The 18,582-nt window shown below is 61.4% G+C and carries 22 protein-coding genes; 8 read left to right on the top strand and 14 right to left on the bottom strand.

Features of this window, described 5'->3' with window-relative positions; translation table 11 throughout:
* The first annotated feature begins 363 nt into the window (after positions 1-363).
* A complete protein-coding gene (gene yejK, locus HU736_RS12455) occupies positions 364-1,371 on the top strand; it encodes a nucleoid-associated protein YejK (protein WP_103436192.1) in 1,008 nt (335 codons plus the stop codon).
* Here the strand turns inward: yejK and HU736_RS12460 are convergent.
* The gene (locus HU736_RS12460; RefSeq protein ID WP_103436191.1) at positions 1,352-1,651 is read right to left on the bottom strand and encodes a GIY-YIG nuclease family protein; all 300 of its coding nucleotides are present in this window, start codon (positions 1,649-1,651) and stop codon (positions 1,352-1,354) included. The genes yejK and HU736_RS12460 overlap by 20 nt on opposite strands.
* A 56-nt stretch (positions 1,652-1,707) precedes the next feature.
* Here HU736_RS12460 and HU736_RS12465 point away from each other — a divergent pair, with 56 nt between their 5' ends.
* The gene (locus HU736_RS12465) at positions 1,708-2,574 is read left to right on the top strand and encodes a hypothetical protein (protein ID WP_186697504.1); all 867 of its coding nucleotides are present in this window, start codon (positions 1,708-1,710) and stop codon (positions 2,572-2,574) included.
* A gap of 6 nt (positions 2,575-2,580) precedes the next feature.
* Here the strand turns inward: HU736_RS12465 and HU736_RS12470 are convergent, their stop codons facing one another.
* The 13 genes from HU736_RS12470 to HU736_RS12530 form a co-directional block, all read right to left on the bottom strand.
* On the bottom strand, positions 2,581-3,051 hold the full coding sequence (locus HU736_RS12470) for a nuclear transport factor 2 family protein (protein ID WP_186697502.1): 471 nt from the start codon (positions 3,049-3,051) through the stop codon (positions 2,581-2,583).
* Between the two features lie 93 nt (positions 3,052-3,144).
* Positions 3,145-4,428, bottom strand: a complete 1,284-nt coding sequence (locus HU736_RS12475) for a CynX/NimT family MFS transporter (protein ID WP_103436188.1) — start codon at positions 4,426-4,428, stop codon at positions 3,145-3,147.
* Positions 4,429-4,441: 13 nt separating this feature from the next.
* Positions 4,442-5,092 (bottom strand): FadR/GntR family transcriptional regulator, encoded by a 651-nt coding sequence (locus tag HU736_RS12480; RefSeq protein WP_101316890.1) that lies wholly within the window; start codon positions 5,090-5,092, stop codon positions 4,442-4,444.
* Positions 5,093-5,364: 272 nt separating this feature from the next.
* Complete coding sequence (gene hisC, locus HU736_RS12485; protein WP_150570827.1) at positions 5,365-6,411, bottom strand: histidinol-phosphate transaminase; 1,047 nt, start codon at positions 6,409-6,411, stop codon at positions 5,365-5,367.
* A gap of 2 nt (positions 6,412-6,413) precedes the next feature.
* The gene (gene hisD, locus HU736_RS12490) at positions 6,414-7,739 is read right to left on the bottom strand and encodes a histidinol dehydrogenase (RefSeq protein ID WP_103436186.1); all 1,326 of its coding nucleotides are present in this window, start codon (positions 7,737-7,739) and stop codon (positions 6,414-6,416) included.
* A gap of 126 nt (positions 7,740-7,865) precedes the next feature.
* Positions 7,866-8,501, bottom strand: coding sequence for an ATP phosphoribosyltransferase (hisG, locus tag HU736_RS12495; RefSeq protein WP_101316884.1), 636 nt, complete (start codon positions 8,499-8,501; stop codon positions 7,866-7,868).
* Between the two features lie 89 nt (positions 8,502-8,590).
* The gene (murA, locus tag HU736_RS12500) at positions 8,591-9,856 is read right to left on the bottom strand and encodes a UDP-N-acetylglucosamine 1-carboxyvinyltransferase (RefSeq protein WP_103436185.1); all 1,266 of its coding nucleotides are present in this window, start codon (positions 9,854-9,856) and stop codon (positions 8,591-8,593) included.
* Positions 9,857-9,879: 23 nt separating this feature from the next.
* The gene (locus HU736_RS12505; protein ID WP_101316880.1) at positions 9,880-10,119 is read right to left on the bottom strand and encodes a BolA family protein; all 240 of its coding nucleotides are present in this window, start codon (positions 10,117-10,119) and stop codon (positions 9,880-9,882) included.
* 118 nt (positions 10,120-10,237) lie between these two features.
* Positions 10,238-10,540 (bottom strand): STAS domain-containing protein, encoded by a 303-nt coding sequence (locus HU736_RS12510; protein ID WP_103436184.1) that lies wholly within the window; start codon positions 10,538-10,540, stop codon positions 10,238-10,240.
* The gene (locus HU736_RS12515) at positions 10,537-11,190 is read right to left on the bottom strand and encodes an MlaC/ttg2D family ABC transporter substrate-binding protein (RefSeq protein WP_186697500.1); all 654 of its coding nucleotides are present in this window, start codon (positions 11,188-11,190) and stop codon (positions 10,537-10,539) included. Before HU736_RS12515 ends, HU736_RS12510 begins: the two co-directional genes overlap by 4 nt.
* 9 nt (positions 11,191-11,199) lie before the next feature.
* A complete protein-coding gene (gene mlaD, locus HU736_RS12520; protein WP_101316874.1) occupies positions 11,200-11,685 on the bottom strand; it encodes an outer membrane lipid asymmetry maintenance protein MlaD in 486 nt (161 codons plus the stop codon).
* Positions 11,685-12,482, bottom strand: coding sequence for a lipid asymmetry maintenance ABC transporter permease subunit MlaE (gene mlaE, locus HU736_RS12525; protein ID WP_101316871.1), 798 nt, complete (start codon positions 12,480-12,482; stop codon positions 11,685-11,687). The genes mlaD and mlaE overlap by 1 nt, the downstream gene beginning before the upstream one ends.
* Positions 12,482-13,291, bottom strand: coding sequence for an ATP-binding cassette domain-containing protein (locus HU736_RS12530; RefSeq protein WP_101316869.1), 810 nt, complete (start codon positions 13,289-13,291; stop codon positions 12,482-12,484). Before HU736_RS12530 ends, mlaE begins: the two co-directional genes overlap by 1 nt.
* Positions 13,292-13,534: 243 nt before the next feature.
* Between HU736_RS12530 and HU736_RS12535 the strand changes: the two genes are divergently transcribed.
* From HU736_RS12535 to HU736_RS12560, 6 genes are all read left to right on the top strand, one after another.
* Positions 13,535-14,509, top strand: a complete 975-nt coding sequence (locus tag HU736_RS12535) for a KpsF/GutQ family sugar-phosphate isomerase (protein ID WP_101316866.1) — start codon at positions 13,535-13,537, stop codon at positions 14,507-14,509.
* A gap of 14 nt (positions 14,510-14,523) precedes the next feature.
* Positions 14,524-15,048, top strand: a complete 525-nt coding sequence (locus HU736_RS12540; RefSeq protein ID WP_186697498.1) for a KdsC family phosphatase — start codon at positions 14,524-14,526, stop codon at positions 15,046-15,048.
* An 8-nt stretch (positions 15,049-15,056) separates the two neighbouring features.
* Positions 15,057-15,629 (top strand): LPS export ABC transporter periplasmic protein LptC, encoded by a 573-nt coding sequence (lptC, locus tag HU736_RS12545; protein ID WP_186697496.1) that lies wholly within the window; start codon positions 15,057-15,059, stop codon positions 15,627-15,629.
* Entirely contained in the window at positions 15,616-16,143 is a 528-nt protein-coding gene (lptA, locus tag HU736_RS12550) for a lipopolysaccharide transport periplasmic protein LptA (RefSeq protein WP_101316862.1), read from the top strand. Before lptC ends, lptA begins: the two co-directional genes overlap by 14 nt.
* Positions 16,144-16,869, top strand: coding sequence for an LPS export ABC transporter ATP-binding protein (lptB, locus tag HU736_RS12555; RefSeq protein ID WP_101316860.1), 726 nt, complete (start codon positions 16,144-16,146; stop codon positions 16,867-16,869).
* Between the two features lie 170 nt (positions 16,870-17,039).
* A complete protein-coding gene (locus tag HU736_RS12560) occupies positions 17,040-18,563 on the top strand; it encodes an RNA polymerase factor sigma-54 (RefSeq protein ID WP_103436180.1) in 1,524 nt (507 codons plus the stop codon).
* Positions 18,564-18,582: the final 19 nt, after the last annotated feature.

Here is an 18,582-nt window from a genome sequence, read left to right on the forward strand (position 1 = left end):
CTACGTCGGTATCGGGCCAGCCCGGTAATTCCGGCGGGCCGCGCCAATTGCGTATGTAGATACACAAATCGGCGTTTGGTTCGACATAACGCAAGTGATCTGCCAGCGATGCGCCATTGATGCAGCGCAAGACCGCGAAAAGTATCACAGGACCGGATAAATATCCGCTGTCGGGGCCGATTTAATGCAGGTAATTCGGGGCTTTTCACATAAATTGGCAAAAATTGAACAAAAAACCAGCAACCGCTATTTGTGCCAACTTCTGGCCAGTGCATCTCTGGTGGTCTGGGTTAAACTTAGCCACTTTGCCCAGCGCCCCGCGAGTACTCGCAAACCGCGCTCCAGCTACTGCCGAGATTTTCCATGCCTATCCGTCATTGCATCGTCCACCTGATCGACAAGAAGCCCGATGGCAGCCCCGCCGTGCTCCACGCACGGGACAACGAGCTGGCCGCATCGGACGCCATCGAAAACCTCCTGGCCGACCTCAACGACAACTACAACGCCAAGCAGGGCAAGGCCTGGGGGTACTTCCATGGTGAGTCCGGTGCCTACCCGTTCAGTGGCTGGCTCAAGCAGTACCTGAACGACGAGCAAGGCTTCACCGCCTTCAGTCGCACCGCCGTCGAGCACCTGCAAAAGCTGATGGAAGAGTCAAACCTCTCCACCGGCGGCCACGTGCTGTTCGCCCATTACCAGCAAGGCATGACCGAGTACCTGGCGATTGCCCTGCTTCACCACAGTGACGGCGTGGCCGTGAACGCCGAGCTCGACGTAACGCCCTCGCGCCACCTAGACCTGGGGCAGTTGCACCTGGCCGCACGGATCAACCTGTCGGAGTGGAAGAACAACCTCAACTCTAAACAGTACATCTCGTTCATCAAGGGCAAGAACGGCAAGAAGGTCTCGGAGTATTTCCGCGACTTCATCGGCTGCCAGGAAGGCGTCGACGGCCCCGGCGAAACACGCACCCTGCTCAAGGCGTTCAGTGATTTCGTCGAGAGCGAAGACCTGCCGGAAGAGTCCGCGCGCGAGAAGACCCAGACGCTTGTCGACTACGCCACCAGCCAGACCAAGATGGGCGAGCCGGTCGGCCTTGAAGAGCTCTCCAGCCTGATCGACGAAGAGCGGCCCAAGGCGTTCTACGATCACATCCGCAACAAGGACTACGGCCTCTCGCCAGAAATCCCGGCGGACAAACGCACGCTGAACCAGTTCCGCCGCTTCACCGGCCGTGCCGAAGGCTTGTCGATCAGCTTCGAGGCGCACTTGCTCGGGTCAAAAGTGGAGTATGACGAAGAAGCCGGCACCTTGATCATCAAGGGCCTGCCAACCCAGCTGATCGATCAGCTCAAGCGTCGGGCTGAGTAAAACCAGACCAGGAAGCGACCAAGGCTTCCTTGGCCGACTTGCGCAGCTTCTTCACCAGCCGCTCCTGACGCAACGCCTCGGAGCGGTCTGGCCAGGCTTCGACATAGACCAGCGCCTGCGCCGGGCTGGTCTTGAAATAGCGCGCACCACGCCCCTGCTGGTGCACCTTGAAGCGGCGCTGCGGATCATCACTGATACCGCAGTACAGCGAGCCATTCAGCGCGCGCACCAGGTATACGTACCAGGGTTTTTCCGCCCGAGGCGGAACTTGTTCACTCACGACTTTGCTCCTGCCCGGCATTAGCTTGATGAGCCCCACATCAACAGGGCTTCATCATGTCCAAGAAAATCTTCGCCGCAGCGCTGCTCGCTACCTTCGGCGTGGGCGCCAAGGTAGCTCACGCTGATATCGGCCCGCAGACCGCACAACGCCTGCAGGACAACTACGACAATGTCGTCAGCAACTGCGGTGGCAGCGCCGAGCCTGCGCACGCCTGCTCCGGCGTGCTGCTGCGCCCGACCCGGCCTTCGCCGGATTATCACACCTGGGATCATAGCCAGAACAGCAAGGCCAAGGGAGGCGTTTCGTTCTCGTACCTGCGCGCCGACATTACCACCTCAAACCTCGCCGAAGATGCCCGCAGCGGGCTGATCCTGTACCCATTGATGCAGCGCCCGGGCCTATCACTGCGCTATCAGGTGCTCTGCGCCTGGCCAACCGACGGCGATTCCTGGGAGCGTAACGAGCAAGGTTGCGGCGATAACGCGCAGACTGCGCAGACCGAGATGGCCTGCCACAAACAAGGCGTCCTCACCGCCGCCGACTGGATCGAGAACTACCGCAGCAGTAGCGATTACAAACGTCAGTGCGCCTTCGATGTGCGCGACCAGCGCATTCCCGAGCGCGCCGATGCTTTCTACCAGGCCATCGTCACCCAACGCGACTACGCCGCCGAGCTGCCGTTTCCTTGGAACGAGGTGATCATCGCAGCGTGGGATGAGGCCGAGTCGCACCGACTGCCGATCAAGGCTTTTTTCTACATCGACGGCAAGTACAACGCACTGCAGCAGGCGCAAGCAGACCAGAGCGACTGGCAACGTACCAATGGCTCGGTGATTCCAATCATTCGCCTGGACCTCGCCAGCGCGGCCACTGCTCGATTCAGCTACCACCCGGAGGAACAGGCGGTTGGTGCAGACTAGACCAGCTCAACGGGCTCCGGTAAACGCCTGCAAGCCCTTGCGCGCTTGCTGACGCACCTTGTTCTGCAGCAGCGGCGTCCAACCCAGCAGCACGCCAGGCATGCCCAATGCCTGGCGCGACCAGCGCCACAGGTCGAAGTTGTCATGGTGTTCGGTTATCAGACCGTCCTCGATCACGAACCGTGCGCGGATATCGTTGATCACGGTACGCCCGGTCTGGCTGAACAGATAGGTTGCCACCCAACGCGCGCTGGCGCCGCCTGGCTCGGCACGCACTTGATCGAAGGTCAGGCTGAAGTTTTGCGCGCGCGAGGTGAGCATGCGCCACATGTCGCCCGCCTCCTGATCGCGCAAGGTACCGAAGACCGGGTCAGTGAAGACGATGTCCGCGCTGTAACAGGCGATCATGGCCTCGGCATCCAGACGCTGGAACGCCTGGTAGAAGCGGGTAATCAGGGCGTGTGAGGTGTCGCTCATGCGTGGCATCCATGGTCTGGGTCAACAGCGGCACGATAAAGCCAGACGCCAGGGATTGCCACGCTCATTTGCCAGGTGAATGCCAGGCCCTGCTCAGCCTTGGATACGCTCACAGGTCACCTGTACATGCAGCGCCCGGCCGGCCTTGAGGCCAAACAGGATGGCACCGCCACCGATCACGGCAAAGATCCACCCCAAGGCAGCCCAGCCGCCCGTCAGATCATGCACCACGCCAACGGCAAAGGGTCCCATCGACGCCAGGGTGTAACCGACGCCTTGAGCCATGCTCGACAGATTGGCGGCCACGTGGGCATCTTTGGAGCGCAGCACGATCAGGGTCAGCGCCAGGGCGAAAGTGCCGCCCTGCCCCAGCCCAAGCAATACCGCCCAGCCCCACAGCCCACCCAACGGCGCGTACAAGCAGCCAAACAAACCCACCAGTGTTACCAGCATGACCAGCACAATCGCCAGCCGCTGATCCTTGCCGCGGGTCGCCAGCCACGGCGCACTCAGCGCGCTGATCAGCTGCACGATGACCGAACCGGACAACACCAGCCCTGCTTCGGTGGGGCTCAGGCCACGGCCGATCAGAATCGACGGCAGCCAGCCAAACACGATATACGCCAGCGACGACTGCAAGCCCATGTACAGCGTCACTTGCCACGCCAGCGGGTCACGCCACAGGCCACGCACGCGATAAGCGACTTTGTGCCCCGCATGCCGCTGCTTCGCCTGCGGCAACCACACCAGCATCGCCAGCAGAGCCGGCAGCATCCAGAAGCCCAGACCGAGCGACCAGCTGTCGCCCAAGGCGTGGCTCAGCGGCACGGTGGCGCCAGCGGCCAGCGCTGCACCCAGGCACAAGGCCATGGTGTAGACACCGGTCAAAGTCCCGGCATGCTTGGGAAAGTCGCGCTTGACGATACCGGGCAAGAGCACACCAATGACGCCGATACTCGCCCCCGCCAGCAGGCTGCCGAGAAATACGCCGGTCGCGCCGAACGTACTGCGCAGGACAATCCCCAGGGCCAACGTGAAGAGAATGCCCAATACCACCCGCTCACTGCCGAAGCGGCGTGCCAGCAACGGCGCCAGTGGCGCAAACAAACCCAGGCACAGCACCGGCAAGGTCGTCAGCAGGCCCGACTGCGCAGCACTCAGGCCCAGGCTCTCGGCAACCTGGCCGAGTACTGGCGCCATGCTCGACAAGGCCGGCCGCAGATTCAGCGCAACCAGCACCAGCCCCAACAGCAACAGCCAGGGCCGGTGAATGGCTGGCGGCTGCTGCACCTGTTCGTCATCGGCCTCGGCATCGATCAGCAGTTCATCCAGTTCGGTCTCACGCACAGGCGCAGAGCGGGTCAGTTGGTCAGCCATGATGGTCTCGCAGTCAGGATTCGATAAGGGCCCGGCACAGACGCTTGGCCCGTTCCGGATCGCGCTGTTCAACCGCATCGAGAATCTCTCCGTGCAGATCGAACACCGCCTGGCAGCGCGGCAGCGCGCTCATGTTGCGTTCCAGGGCAGCGGCCACCACACCGGAGAAGTATCGGTACAGCTCGCTCAAGGCAGGATTGTGCGCGGCATCGACCAGGCGCTGGTGGAACAGCAGATCGCAGTGCACATAGGTATCGAGGTCGGCGTGATAGTGCTCGGCGCTGCCGGCAAGGGCTGCGCGCAGCTCCAGCAGGTCCTGCTCGGTGCGCCGCAGGGCTGCCAGACCAATCGCTTCAGCCTCGAGAATGTGGCGGGTCTCGCGCGCCTGTTCGGGCGTGCAGCGGGCCATGGCCTGTATCGCGTGGAGCGGATCCTGCGCGGTACGTAGGTAGCTGCCATCACCCTGGCGGACTTCGACCAGGCCGCTGAAAGCAAGCACGCGCATGGCCTCGCGTACGGTATTGCGGCTGATGCCCAGCTCGGCGGCCAGCTCTGGCTCGGTCGGCAGGCGCTCACCTACTTTCCAACTGCCCTCGACGATACGCCGACGCAATTGCTCGACCGCCAGCTCAACCAGCGAACGCTTGATCAGTTCGTTTCCCATGTCACAGCCAACTCAACCAATCATCCTATGAATTATCGGATTGTAACTGAAAGCTGGCCTGCCGCCACTTGGCATTTTTGTCAGTTGCGGCTGCGGTGCGGCTTTGGGAGGCTGTAGCGCTTTTTTACAGGGCTGGACGTGAATGCGTAATCACATAGCCATGGGTATCGTCATCGGGCTGGTGGTACTGACGCTGTTGCTGTTGGAGATTGTCATCAAGTCCGATGAGCAAAGCCGGCCCTCGCAAGTGAGGGCCGGGCCGCCTGGCTTACTCAGCCCAGGGCATCGACCAGCGCCTGGTTCATCTGCGGCGTACCGATGGTGATGCGCAGGAACTGGGCAACTCGCGCTTGTTTGAAGTGACGCACGATCACCCCTTGCTCGCGCAGGCGCGCCGCAAGCTCGGCAGCATCGTGCTGCGGGTGGCGGGCAAAGATGAAGTTGGCCGCTGACGGCAGCACCTCGAAACCCTTGGCCTGCAGCTGCGCGACCAAGGCCTCGCGGCTGTCGATGACCTGGCGACAGGTCTCGTCGAAGTACTCGCGGTCCTCGAACGCTACAGCGGCGCCGACGATCGCCATGCGGTCGAGCGGATACGAGTTGAAGCTGTTCTTGATCCGCTCCAGCGCATCGATCAGGTCCGGGTGGCCGACCGCCAAGCCTACCCGCAGGCCGGCCAGCGAGCGCGACTTGGACAAGGTCTGGGTGACCAGCAGGTTGTCGTAACGGTCGACCAGGCTGATCGCCGTCTGGCCGCCGAAGTCGATGTAGGCTTCGTCTACCACCACCACCGAGTCAGGGTTGGCCTGCAGCAACTGCTCGATCGCCTCCAGCGCCAACAGGCAACCCGTAGGCGCGTTCGGGTTGGGGAAGATGATGCCGCCGTTGGGCTTGGCATAATCTTCGACGCGGATCTGGAACTGCTCGTCCAGGGCGATCTGCTCGAACGCAATGCCGTACAGGCCGCAGTACACCGGATAGAAGCTGTAGCTCACATCAGGGAACAGCAGCGGCGCGCCGTGCTGGAACAGGCCATGGAAAATGTGCGCAAGTACCTCGTCCGAGCCATTGCCGACAAACACCTGGCCGCTGCTCACCCCGTAATACTCGGCAACGGCCTGCTTGAGCCGGTCACTGTTAGGGTCCGGGTACAGCCGCAGGTTGTCGTTCAGCTCCCCACGCATGGCCTCCAGTGCCTTGGGCGACGGGCCATAGGGGTTTTCATTGGTGTTGAGCTTGATCAGGCGGGTCAGCTTGGGCTGCTCACCGGGTACGTAAGGCACCAGGTCCTTGACGAATGGGCTCCAGAATCGACTCATGTTCAGTTGCCCTCGGCAGTGGTGCGGATACGGTATTCGGCGCTGCGGGCGTGGGCCGTCAGCGATTCGCCACGGGCCAGCACCGATGCGGTGTGGCCGAGCTCGGAGGCGCCCTGCTCGGAACAGAAGATGATCGACGAGCGTTTCTGGAAGTCATACACGCCCAGCGGCGACGAGAAGCGCGCAGTGCCGGAGGTTGGCAGGACGTGGTTGGGGCCTGCGCAGTAATCGCCCAGCGCCTCGCTGGTGTGGCGGCCCATGAAGATCGCACCGGCGTGGCGGATCTGCGGCAGCCAGGCCTGCGGGTCGGCAACCGACAGCTCAAGGTGCTCCGGAGCGATCCGGTTGGCCACTTCGATGGCCTGCTGCATGTCGCGCACGTGGATCAGTGCACCACGGCCATTGATCGACTTTTCGATGATCTCGGCGCGCTCCAGGGTCGGCATCAGCTTGTCGATGCTGGCCGCCACCCGATCCAGAAACTCCGCATCCGGGCTGACCAGAATGGCTTGGGCATCTTCATCGTGCTCGGCCTGGGAGAACAGGTCCATGGCGATCCAGTCCGGATCGGTCTGGCCGTCGCAGACCACCAGGATTTCCGACGGGCCGGCGATCATGTCGATGCCGACCTGACCGAACACATGGCGCTTGGCGGTGGCCACATAGATATTGCCCGGGCCGACGATCTTGTCGACCTGCGGCACGCTCTCGGTGCCGTAGGCAAGCGCAGCCACGGCCTGAGCGCCGCCGACCGTGAACACCCGGTCAACCCCGGCGATGCAGGCCGCCGCGAGCACCAGCTCGTTGAGCTCGCCACGCGGCGTCGGCACCACCATGACTACTTCGCCAACCCCGGCAACCTTGGCCGGAATCGCGTTCATCAACACCGACGACGGATAGGACGCTTTGCCGCCGGGAACGTACAAGCCAGCGCGGTCCAGTGGCGTGACCTTCTGGCCAAGCACGGTGCCGTCTGCTTCAGTGTACTGCCAGGAGTCCTGCTTCTGCCGCTCGTGGTAGCTGCGCACGCGCTCGGCGGCTTTTTCCAGGGCTTCACGCTGGCTCGCGGTAATCCGCGTAAGCGCAAGCTCCAGCCGGTCACGGTCAAGAATCAGATCGTTGATGGAGGTCGCCTGCACGCCATCGAAACGCTGGGTGAACTCGACCAAGGCGGCATCACCGCGCTCACGGACGGCTTTGATGATGTCGAGCACGCGCTGGTTGACCGCGTCATCGGACACACTCTCCCAGCTCAGCAGATGATCCAGATGTCGGGCGAAATCCGGATCAGCGGCGTTGAGACGGGCAATTGCAGTGGACACGGTCATGGCGAGGGCCTCGAATAGTAGCGAATGCTCAGGCGCCCTAGGCTACCAGTCGATCCGCGCGGGCACCTGAGAAAATTGGCTATGGCGCGGATAGACGGGCACGACAGCGAAGGTCGTGCGCAGGAGTCAACCGCGGTGTCGCGACTCGACCGCTTGGCGCAGGGTGTCGATCAGGCTCTGGATGCGCGCATGCTGCATCTTCATCGAAGCCTTGTTCACTACCAGACGCGAGCTGACCATGGCGATCAGCTCTTGCGGCTCGAGGCCGTTGGCACGCAGGGTATTGCCGGTGTCGACCACGTCGATGATCTTGTCGGCGAGGTTGATCAGCGGTGCCAGTTCCATCGAGCCGTACAGCTTGATGATGTCGACCTGACGGCCCTGTTCGGCATAGTAACGCTTGGCAACATTGACGAACTTGGTGGCCACACGCAGACGGCCCTTAGGCTCGGGTGCGCCGACAACACCGGCGGTCATCAGCTTGCAGCAGGCGATCTGCAGGTCCAGCGGCTCATACAGGCCCTGGCCGCCGTACTCCATGAGCACGTCCTTGCCAGCCACACCGAGGTCGGCCGCCCCATGCTCGACATAGGTCGGCACGTCGGTGGCGCGCACGATCAGCAGGCGCACGTCATCCTGAGTCGTGGGGATGATCAGCTTGCGGCTCTTGTCCGGGTTCTCGGTGGGCACGATACCGGCTTCGGCCAGCAACGGCAGGGTATCGTCGAGAATGCGGCCTTTGGATAGCGCGATGGTCAACATGGCAAACGTCGGTCCTTAAGCGGCTACAGCAGCCGGGAGCAAAGCCCGGCTGCATTGAATTCGTTGGCGCGTCCTTGCGCCTGGGCAGGTTAGCCCGGTACGCGGCGGATCTTCGCGCCGAGCATTTGCAGCTTCTCTTCGATGCACTCGTAACCACGGTCGATGTGGTAGATGCGGTCGATCAGGGTGTCGCCCTCGGCAACCAGAGCCGACAACACCAGGCTGGCCGAGGCACGCAGGTCGGTGGCCATCACTGGCGCGCCCTTGAGGGTCTTGACCCCGGTAACGATGGCAGTGTTGCCTTCGACCTGGATGTGCGCGCCCATGCGGTGCATTTCGTAAACATGCATGAAGCGGTTTTCGAAGATCGTCTCGATCACTGCACCAGTGCCTTCGGCAATGGCGTTGAGCGAGATGAACTGCGCCTGCATGTCGGTCGGGAACGCCGGATACGGAGCGGTGCGCAGGTTGACGGCTTTGGGCCGCTTGCCATGCATGTTCAGCTCGATCCAGTCTTCGCCGGTCGTGATATCGGCGCCGGCTTCCTTGAGCTTCTCGAGGACTGCTTCAAGGATGGTCGGATCGGTGTCCTTGACCTTGACCCGACCGCCAGTGACAGCAGCTGCCACCAGGTAAGTGCCGGTTTCGATACGGTCAGGCATGACCCGGTAGTGAGCCGAGTGCAGACGCTCGACGCCATCGATGGTGATGGTGTCGGTGCCTGCGCCCTGGACGTTGGCGCCCATGGCGATCAGGAAGTTGGCCAGGTCGACCACTTCAGGTTCGCGTGCAGCGTTCTGCAGAACGCTGCGGCCGCGGGCCAGAGCAGCAGCCATCATGATGTTTTCGGTGCCGGTCACGCTCACCGTGTCGAAGAAGAAGTGCGCACCGCGCAGGCCGCCTTCAGGCGCCTTGGCCTTGATGTAGCCGCCTTCGACTTCGATTGTTGCACCCATGGCCTCCAGGCCGCGGATGTGCAGGTCAACCGGACGCGAACCGATCGCGCAACCGCCAGGCAGGGCAACTTCAGCCTCGCCGAAGCGGGCGACCATCGGCCCCAGTACCAGAATCGAGGCGCGCATGGTCTTGACCAGCTCGTACGGCGCAACCAGTGTCTTGATTGCACGCGGATCGATTTCGACTGCCAGCTTCTCGTCGATCACAGGCTCGATGCCCATGCGCCCGAACAGCTCGATCATGGTGGTGATGTCGTGCAGGTGCGGCAGGTTGCCGACGGTCACTGGACCATCGCACAGCAGCGTTGCTGCAAGGATCGGCAGGGCAGCGTTCTTTGCCCCGGAAATGCGGATCTCGCCATCGAGACGAGGGCCGCCAGTAATAATCAGTTTGTCCATTAGGATCTCGCCGCCAAGTTGGCTCAGGTGCGCTCAGCCCAGGCTGCGCTGCTGAAAAATTTCATGGTTACCGCGTGGATACTGCCATCGGCAATCCACGGATTCAGGTGAGCATAGATCGCCTGTTGACGCTTTACCGGGCTCTGCCCCGCCAGCTCGTCGCTGATCACGTTCAACTGGAAGTTGCAGCCTTCGCCTTCAACTTCGACCCGGGTTCCGGGCAATTTCGCTTCAAGGAAGCTCTTAACTTCTACGGCCTGCATGCTCAACCTCAATCGGCGCCCTGTGCGCGCGGGTCGGCCATCATACAAAAAAGCCCCTCGCCTGCGAAGCCCATGAATGGACACGCTGACCGAGGGGCCTTTTCACCTTGCCGGGCAATCAGCCCGCCAACACTTCATCGAGGTCATAGACCTCGGCGATTTCACGCATGTCGTCAGGCATGCCACGCAGTGCCCAGGACTTGCCTGCGGCCTGCGCATCACGCATGAACGCCAGCAGCAGCGACAAGCCGACACTGCTCGACTTGACTACCGCCGAGCAGTCCAGCATTACCTGCTGCTTACCACAGGCGGCAATCAGTGCCTTGCCCTGCTTGCGCAGGGCTGGGCCCGTGCGAAAGTCCAGCACGCCGGCCAGACGCAGCACGCCCGGCTCGGCCATGCTTACGCTGGTTTCACTCATTTGACTGCCTTCTCCGGCGAGCTGTCGGCGGTTTGCTTGGCCTTGGCCACTTCACCTGCCCAGCCGTCGATGGTCTTGTCCAGGTTATTGCCATTGCGCGACATGGCGTCGGCGAACTGGTCACGGAACAGCTTGCCGATGTTGATGCCGTTGACGATGACGTTACGCACCTTCCACTCGCCGTCCAGTTTGACCATGGTGTATTGCACCGGGTAAACCGAACCATTGGTACCGGTGACCTTCATGCCCACGCTGGTGCGATCACCTTCATCGCTCTTGGCAGGGTCGAGGGTGATGCCCTGGTTGTTGTACTCGAGCAAGGCATTGCCATAGAACTGCATCAAGCTGCGCTTGAAGTTCTCCTGGAAGCGCTGCATCTGCGCAGGCGTAGCCTTGCGCGAATACTTGACGGTCATGATGCTCTTGGAGATGCCATCAGCGTCGACCACCGGGCCGAGGTTGCTGTTGAGAGCATCGTAGAACGCCTGCGGGTCAGCCTTGTATTGCTGCTTGTTGGCCTTGAGGTCGCTGAGCAACTGATTGGTAGTGGTCTGAATCACTTCCCGGGCGGTTTGCCCAGGTGCAGCGGTGGTCAGCAGGGGGAAAGCCGCCAGCAGGACCAGCAAACCGCGTCGCAGGATCGAGATCATGGAAACTCCTTAATTAGCTGGGTTGGCTTCTTTCGGTTCTTTGCCAACAGTATTGAGCAGGAACTTGCCAATCAGATCTTCCAGTACCAGGGCAGACTGGGTGTCATGGATGGTGCTGTCATCTTTGAGCACCTGATCCTCACCACCCACGCTGATACCGATGTACTTCTCGCCGAGCAACCCGGCGGTCAAGATCGATGCAGTGGAGTCGACCGGCAGATTATCGACGTTCTTGTCCAGTTGCAGCGTGACCCGACCGGTGTAGGAATCGCGATCCAGATCGATGGCCGTGACCTTGCCGATGGTCACACCGGCCATGGTCACTTTAGCTCTGACCGTCAAACCGGCGATATTGTCGAAGTACGCGTAAACTTTATAGGTATCGCTGGTCGGGCTGGCCGATAGCCCGCTGACACGCAGGGCCAGCAGCAGCAACGCCAGGATCCCGGCCAGGAGGAACAGGCCGACACCGATTTCCAGGGTGCGGTTTTGCATCAGAAATCTCCAAACATCAAGGCGGTCAGAATAAAGTCCAGACCCAGCACTGCCAACGAGGCATAGACCACGGTCTTGGTGGTGGCACGGCTGATCCCCTCTGAAGTGGGCTCACAGTCATACCCCTGGAAAACGGCAATCCAGGTCACGACGAAGGCAAACACCAGGCTTTTGACCAGGCCGTTGAGCACGTCATCGGTGAATGAAACACTGTTCTGCATGTTGGCCCAGAACGAGCCTTCGTAGACACCCAGCCAGTCGACTGCCACCCACGAGCCACCCCAGATCCCCACCACGCTGAACATCAGCGCCAGCAGCGGCAGCGAAATGAAGCCGGCCCACAGCCGCGGTGCAACGATGTACTTGAGTGGGTCGACGCCGATCATTTCCAGGCTCGACAACTGCTCGGTGGACTTCATGTTGCCGATTTCGGCAGTCAACGCAGAGCCCGCGCGACCGGCAAACAGCAGCGCGGTGACGACCGGGCCGAGTTCGCGCAACAGCGTCAGGGCAACCATCTGCCCGACCGCTTGCTCGGAGCCGTATTTGGTGAGGATGCTGTAGCCCTGCAGGGCCAGCACCATGCCGATGAACATGCCGGAGACGACAATGATCGCCAGCGACAGTACGCCGACCGAATAAAGCTGCTTGACCAGCAACTGGAAGCCACCGCCAAGCCCGCCGCGGCCGACCAGGGCGTGGCCCAGGAACAGGCACGAACGACCCAGTACTGCCACTACATCGATGGCCGAGCGACCGAGCAGGCGTACGCGTTCAAGTAAGGATCTTCGGCGCATCAACGCGTCCCCAGCAGATCGGCGCGGTAGTCAGGCGCAGGAAAATGGAAAGGTACCGGTCCGTCCGGATCGCCCTTCATGAATTGGCGGATGCGCGGATTGTCCGAGCCCATCAGCTCGTCCGGAGTGCCCTGACCCAGCACCTGGCCATCACCCACTACATAGATGTAGTCGGCGATGCTCGCGGTTTCCGCCAGGTCGTGCGACACGACGATACTGGTAATGCCCAAGGCATCGTTGAGCAGACGGATCAAACGCACCAGAACACCCATCGCGATAGGGTCCTGGCCGACGAATGGCTCGTCGTACATGAGGATCTGCGGGTCCAGGGCAATCGCCCGCGCCAACGCCACCCGCCGCTTCATGCCGCCGGAGAGTTCGTCGGGCATCAGATCGATGGCGCCGCGCAGGCCAACGGCCTGCAGTTTCATCAGGACGATGTCGCGGATCATCTCTTCCGACAGCTCGGTGTGCACCCGCAGCGGGAAGGCAACGTTCTCGAACACGTCGAGGTCGGTGAACAATGCACCGCTCTGAAACAGCACGCCCATCTGCTTGCGTGCGTCGAACAGATCACTGCGCGACAGCGTCGGCAAATTCTGCCCGGCCACCCACACTTCGCCGCTGGCGGGGCGCAGCTGGGCGCCCATCAGGCGCAACAGGGTGGTCTTGCCGCACCCCGATGGCCCCATGATGCCAGTGACCTTTCCGCGCGGGATGCGGATGTCGACATTACTGAAAATGCTGCGCGAACCGCGCTTGAAGGTAACCCCCTTCAACTCGACCGCGTAGGCGCTATCCACACTCATCTAGACTCCTTGCAATACAGCCTCGTCCAATGGACGCCTGCCCTCATCGTGAAGGCACACACGCCCCACCCGGGCCGGATCAGCGGCGAACTATAGCACCGCAGGCGGGCCCGCCCCAAGGCTATCGCAGCGTCATTCAGGCGAATGACAGGCGGCCGCAACAGGCTTATGACAATCCAGTGATGAGCCTTTCGCACATTGCGGCTATAATCGGCGCCTTTTCATCAGGCATTGCTTTTCGACATGAGCCAATCCAGCGAGCTGATCCAATCTGCCCAGCGCACTTTGCGCCTGGAACTCGAGGCTGTTGAGGGCCTGTTGCCGCGTATCGACGACAATTTCGTCAAGGCCTGCGAACTGATTCTGGCCAGCAAAGGCCGTGTGGTCGTGGTTGGCATGGGCAAGTCCGGGCATATCGGCAACAAGATCGCGGCGACCCTGGCCAGTACCGGTACGCCGTCATTTTTTGTCCATCCGGCCGAAGCCAGCCACGGTGACATGGGCATGATCACCCGTGATGACGTAATCCTGGCGCTGTCCAACTCCGGCAGCACTGCCGAGATCGTCACCCTGCTGCCATTGATCAAGCGCCTTGGCATTCAGCTGATCAGCCTCACCGGCAACCCCGATTCACAGCTGGCGCAAGCGGCCGAGGCCAACCTCGATGCGCGCGTGGCGCAGGAAGCCTGCCCGCTGAACCTGGCACCAACTTCCTCGACCACCGCAGCGCTGGTGCTCGGCGACGCCCTGGCGATCGCCCTGCTTGAGGCCCGCGGCTTCTCGGCCGAGGATTTCGCCTTCTCGCACCCCGGCGGCGCCCTTGGCCGACGTTTGCTGCTCAAGGTCGAAAACGTCATGCACTCGGGCGACGAGCTGCCGCAGGTGCGACGTGGCACCCTGCTCAAGGAAGCGCTGCTGGAAATGTCCCGTAAAGGTTTGGGCATGACCGTCGTCCTGGAAAACGACGGTACCCTGGCTGGCGTGTTCACTGACGGCGACCTGCGCCGCAGCCTGGACCGCAATATCGATGTACACACCACCCTGATCGATGAGGTGATGACCGTGCACGGCAAGACTGCCCGCGCCGAGATGCTCGCCGCTGAAGCCTTGAAGATCATGGAAGACCACAAGATCGGCGCCCTCGTCGTGGTCGATCAGCACGATCGCCCGACCGGCGCGCTGAACATGCACGACCTGCTCCGCGCCGGAGTCATGTGATGAACGGAGATGCCATGAGCGAAGACATCCTGCAACGCGGCAAAGCTATCAAGCTGGCCGTTTTCGACGTCGACGGTGTACTCACCGACGGCCGCCTGTACTTCCTTGAAGACGGCAGCGAATTCAAGACCTTCAATACCCTCGACGGCCAGGGCATCAAGATGCTCATGGCCTCGGGTGTGACTACGGCAATCATCAGCGGGCGCAAGACCCCGGTGGTCGAGCGTCGGGCGAAGAACCTCGGCATCCCGCACCTGTTTCAGGGCCGCGAGGATAAACTGGTGGTTCTGGACGGCCTGCTCGCTGAACTGGGCCTAAGCTATGAGCAGGTCGCCTACCTGGGCGACGACCTGCCCGACCTGCCGGTGATTCGCCGGGTCGGCCTGGGCATGGCCGTAGCCAACGCTGCCGTGTTCGTCCGCGAGAACGCCCACGGGGTAACCCAGGCCTGCGGCGGCGAAGGTGCTGCCCGCGAGTTCTGTGAACTGATCATGCAGGCCCAGGGTACCCTGGACGCTGCCAACGCCAACTACCTGTAAGGCCGCACATGTTGAGCAAAAAAGCTAAAAACATCGCGCTGCTGGGGCTGATCGCTGCCCTGCTGGTAGCGGTCGGCTACTGGAACGTCAGCCCCGAGAGCTTCCTCGACAAGCCACAGGCGCAGGTCGACGAAAGCGCCATCGACTACTATGCGATCAATGCCCACAGCGTGCAGTTCTTGCCTGACGGCAAGATGCAATATGAAATGACCGCCGACAAGGTCGAGCACCTCAAGGCCAGCGAAGTCACACTGCTGACCACGCCAGACCTGCACATGTATCGCGGCACCGCGTATCCCTGGCATGTCCAGAGCGTGCGTGCAGAGGTCAACCCGGATGGCACCGAGGTCGAGCTGATCGACAAGGTACGGGTTGCTCGCACCGACGAAAAACAACGCGAAACCATCATTACCAGCACGCGCATGACGGTGTTCCCGCAGAAGCAATATGCGCAGACCGAGCAAGCCGTTAGAATCGACGGCGCCGGCGGCACCACCACCGGCGTTGGCATGAAAGCGTATTTGAAAGACGGCAGGATGGACCTGCTGTCCAACGTAAGAGGACAGTATGAGGCTCGTTAAAACCCTCCCTTTTTTGCTCAGCCTGAGCGCAGCACTGGGAAGCGCGAGCGCCTTGGCCCTGCCGAACGATCGTGACCAGCCAATTCGTATCCAGGCCGACGACGCTCACCTGGATGACAAACAAGGCGTAGCTACCTACCGCGGCGACGTGATCATCACCCAAGGTTCGATGATGATCAAAGGCAACACCGTGACCATGACCCGTGCCGCCAATGGCGACATCGACGTGGTGACTTCGGTGGGCAACCTGGCCTACTTCGAGCAACAGCAGGACGCCGCCAAGCCCGACAAGATGAAAGGCTGGGCCGTGACGATTCAATACCAGGCGCAAAAAGACACGGTGATTCTGACCGACCGCGCCAAGGTCGAGAATGAAAGCAACACCACCGAAGGCGAGAAGATCGTCTACAACACCAAGTCGCAGGTGGCAACCGCAGGCAATGCCGGTGGCGCCGCCACGACCAAGCGTCCGCGCATCGACATGGTGATCCAGCCGAAGAAGAAGGCCGAGTAAATGGCGACTCTCAAAGCCCAGCATCTGGCCAAGAGCTACAAGGGCCGCCAGGTGGTTCGCGACGTCAGCCTGTCGATCGACAGCGGCCAGATCGTCGGCTTGCTCGGCCCCAACGGTGCCGGCAAGACCACCTGCTTCTACATGATCGTAGGCCTGGTTCAGGCCGATCAGGGCCGCGTGCTGATCGACAACAATGACGTCAGCCACCAACCCATGCACGGCCGCGCCCGTGCCGGGATTGGCTACCTGCCGCAGGAAGCGTCGATCTTCCGCAAGCTGTCGGTTGCCGACAACATCATGGCGATCCTCGAAACGCGCAAGGAACTCGACCGTGACGGCCGTCGCAAGGAGCTGGAAAGCCTGCTGCAGGAATTCCATATCAGCCACATCCGCGACAACCTCGGCATGAGCCTTTCCGGTGGCGAACGCCGCCGTGTCGAGATTGCCCGCGCCCTGGCCACGGCACCCAAGTTCATCCTCCTGGATGAACCGTTCGCTGGCGTCGACCCGATCTCGGTAGGTGACATCAAGCAGATCATTCATCACCTCAAGGCCAAGGGTATCGGTGTGTTGATCACCGACCACAACGTCCGCGAGACGCTGGATATCTGTGAGACAGCCTACATCGTCAACGATGGTCAACTGATCGCCGAAGGCGATGCCGAGACCATTCTGGCCAACGATCTGGTCAAGGAAGTCTACCTGGGCCACGAGTTCCGGCTCTGAGGCCCTTGCCTGAGCACTGGCAGCAGCAAGCTAAAACAGCTTAAGTGTTACAGTGCTCTAGGCAAACGCTACAAATTAAGGCATATAACTTGCTTGAAATTGGCGCCGCGGCGCCCTTCGTGTAGTGGATGGCGCAGATGCGCCGGCGGACAAGGTATTAAGCCCAAGCTATGAAACCATCGCTCGTCCTAAAAATGGGCCAGCAACTGACGATGACCCCGCAGTTGCAACAGGCCATTCGTCTGCTTCAGCTCTCGACCCTGGACCTCCAACAGGAAATTCAGGAAGCGCTGGAATCCAACCCGATGCTCGAACGCCAGGAAGACGGCGAAGACTTCGACAACAGCGACCCGCTGGCCGACAGTGCCGAAAGCAAGCCAAGCGCCGAAAACCTGGACAACAGCTTCCAGGACAGCGGTTTTCAGGATGGCAGCCTGCAGGAAGGCAGCGCCGCCAGTCAGAACCTTGAAGAAGGCGACTGGAACGAGCGCATTCCCAACGAACTGCCGGTCGACACAGCCTGGGAAGATGTCTACCAGACCAGCGCCAGCAGCCTGCCCAGCAACGACGATGACGAGTGGGACTTCACCACCCGCACCTCTGCCGGCGAGAGCCTGCAAAGCCACCTGCTGTGGCAGCTGAACCTGGCGCCGATGTCCGATACCGATCGCCTGATTGCAGTAACGCTGATCGACAGCATCAACCAGCAAGGCTATCTGGAAGACACCCTCGAAGAAATCTGCGCAGGCTTTGACCCGGAGCTCGACATCGAGCTCGATGAAGTCGAGGCCGTGCTGCACCGTATTCAACAGTTCGAACCCGCCGGCGTTGCCGCACGCAACCTGAGCGAGTGCCTGCTGCTGCAGCTGCGTCAGTTGCCGGCCAATACGCCTTGGTTGACCGAAGCCAAGCGCCTGGTCAGCGACTTCATTGATATGCTCGGCAGTCGCGACTACAGCCAGCTGATGCGCCGTATGAAGCTCAAGGAAGACGAACTGCGGCAGGTCATCGAGCTGGTGCAGAGCCTCAATCCGCGGCCTGGCTCGCAGATCGAGTCGAGCGAGCCGGAGTACGTGGTGCCTGACGTGATCGTGCGCAAGGACACCGACCGCTGGCTGGTCGAGCTGAACCAGGAAGCCATGCCGCGCCTGCGGGTCAACCCGCAATATGCAGGCTTTGTCCGCCGCGCCGATACCAGCGCCGACAACACCTTCATGCGCAACCAGTTGCAGGAAGCGCGCTGGTTCATCAAGAGCCTGCAGAGCCGCAACGAGACCTTGATGAAGGTCGCCACGCAGATCGTCGAGCACCAGCGCGATTTTCTCGAGTACGGCGACGAGGCGATGAAACCGTTGGTGCTGCATGACATCGCCGAAGCAGTGGGCATGCATGAGTCGACCATCTCCCGCGTCACCACCCAGAAGTACATGCACACTCCGCGTGGCATCTTTGAGTTGAAATACTTTTTCTCGAGCCACGTCAGCACCTCCGAAGGCGGTGAATGCTCGTCCACGGCGATCCGCGCGATCATCAAGAAACTGGTTGCAGCGGAAAATCAGAAAAAGCCATTGAGTGACAGCAAGATCGCTGGTTTACTGGAGGCACAAGGCATCCAGGTAGCCCGTCGCACCGTCGCCAAGTACCGCGAGTCGCTCGGCATAGCACCGTCGAGTGAACGCAAGCGACTGATGTAGCCCCAGGATGTGCCACAGC

Origin of the sequence: Pseudomonas shirazensis (assembly GCF_014268785.2) — a bacterium.
In the GTDB taxonomy this organism is placed as follows: domain Bacteria; phylum Pseudomonadota; class Gammaproteobacteria; order Pseudomonadales; family Pseudomonadaceae; genus Aquipseudomonas; species Aquipseudomonas shirazensis.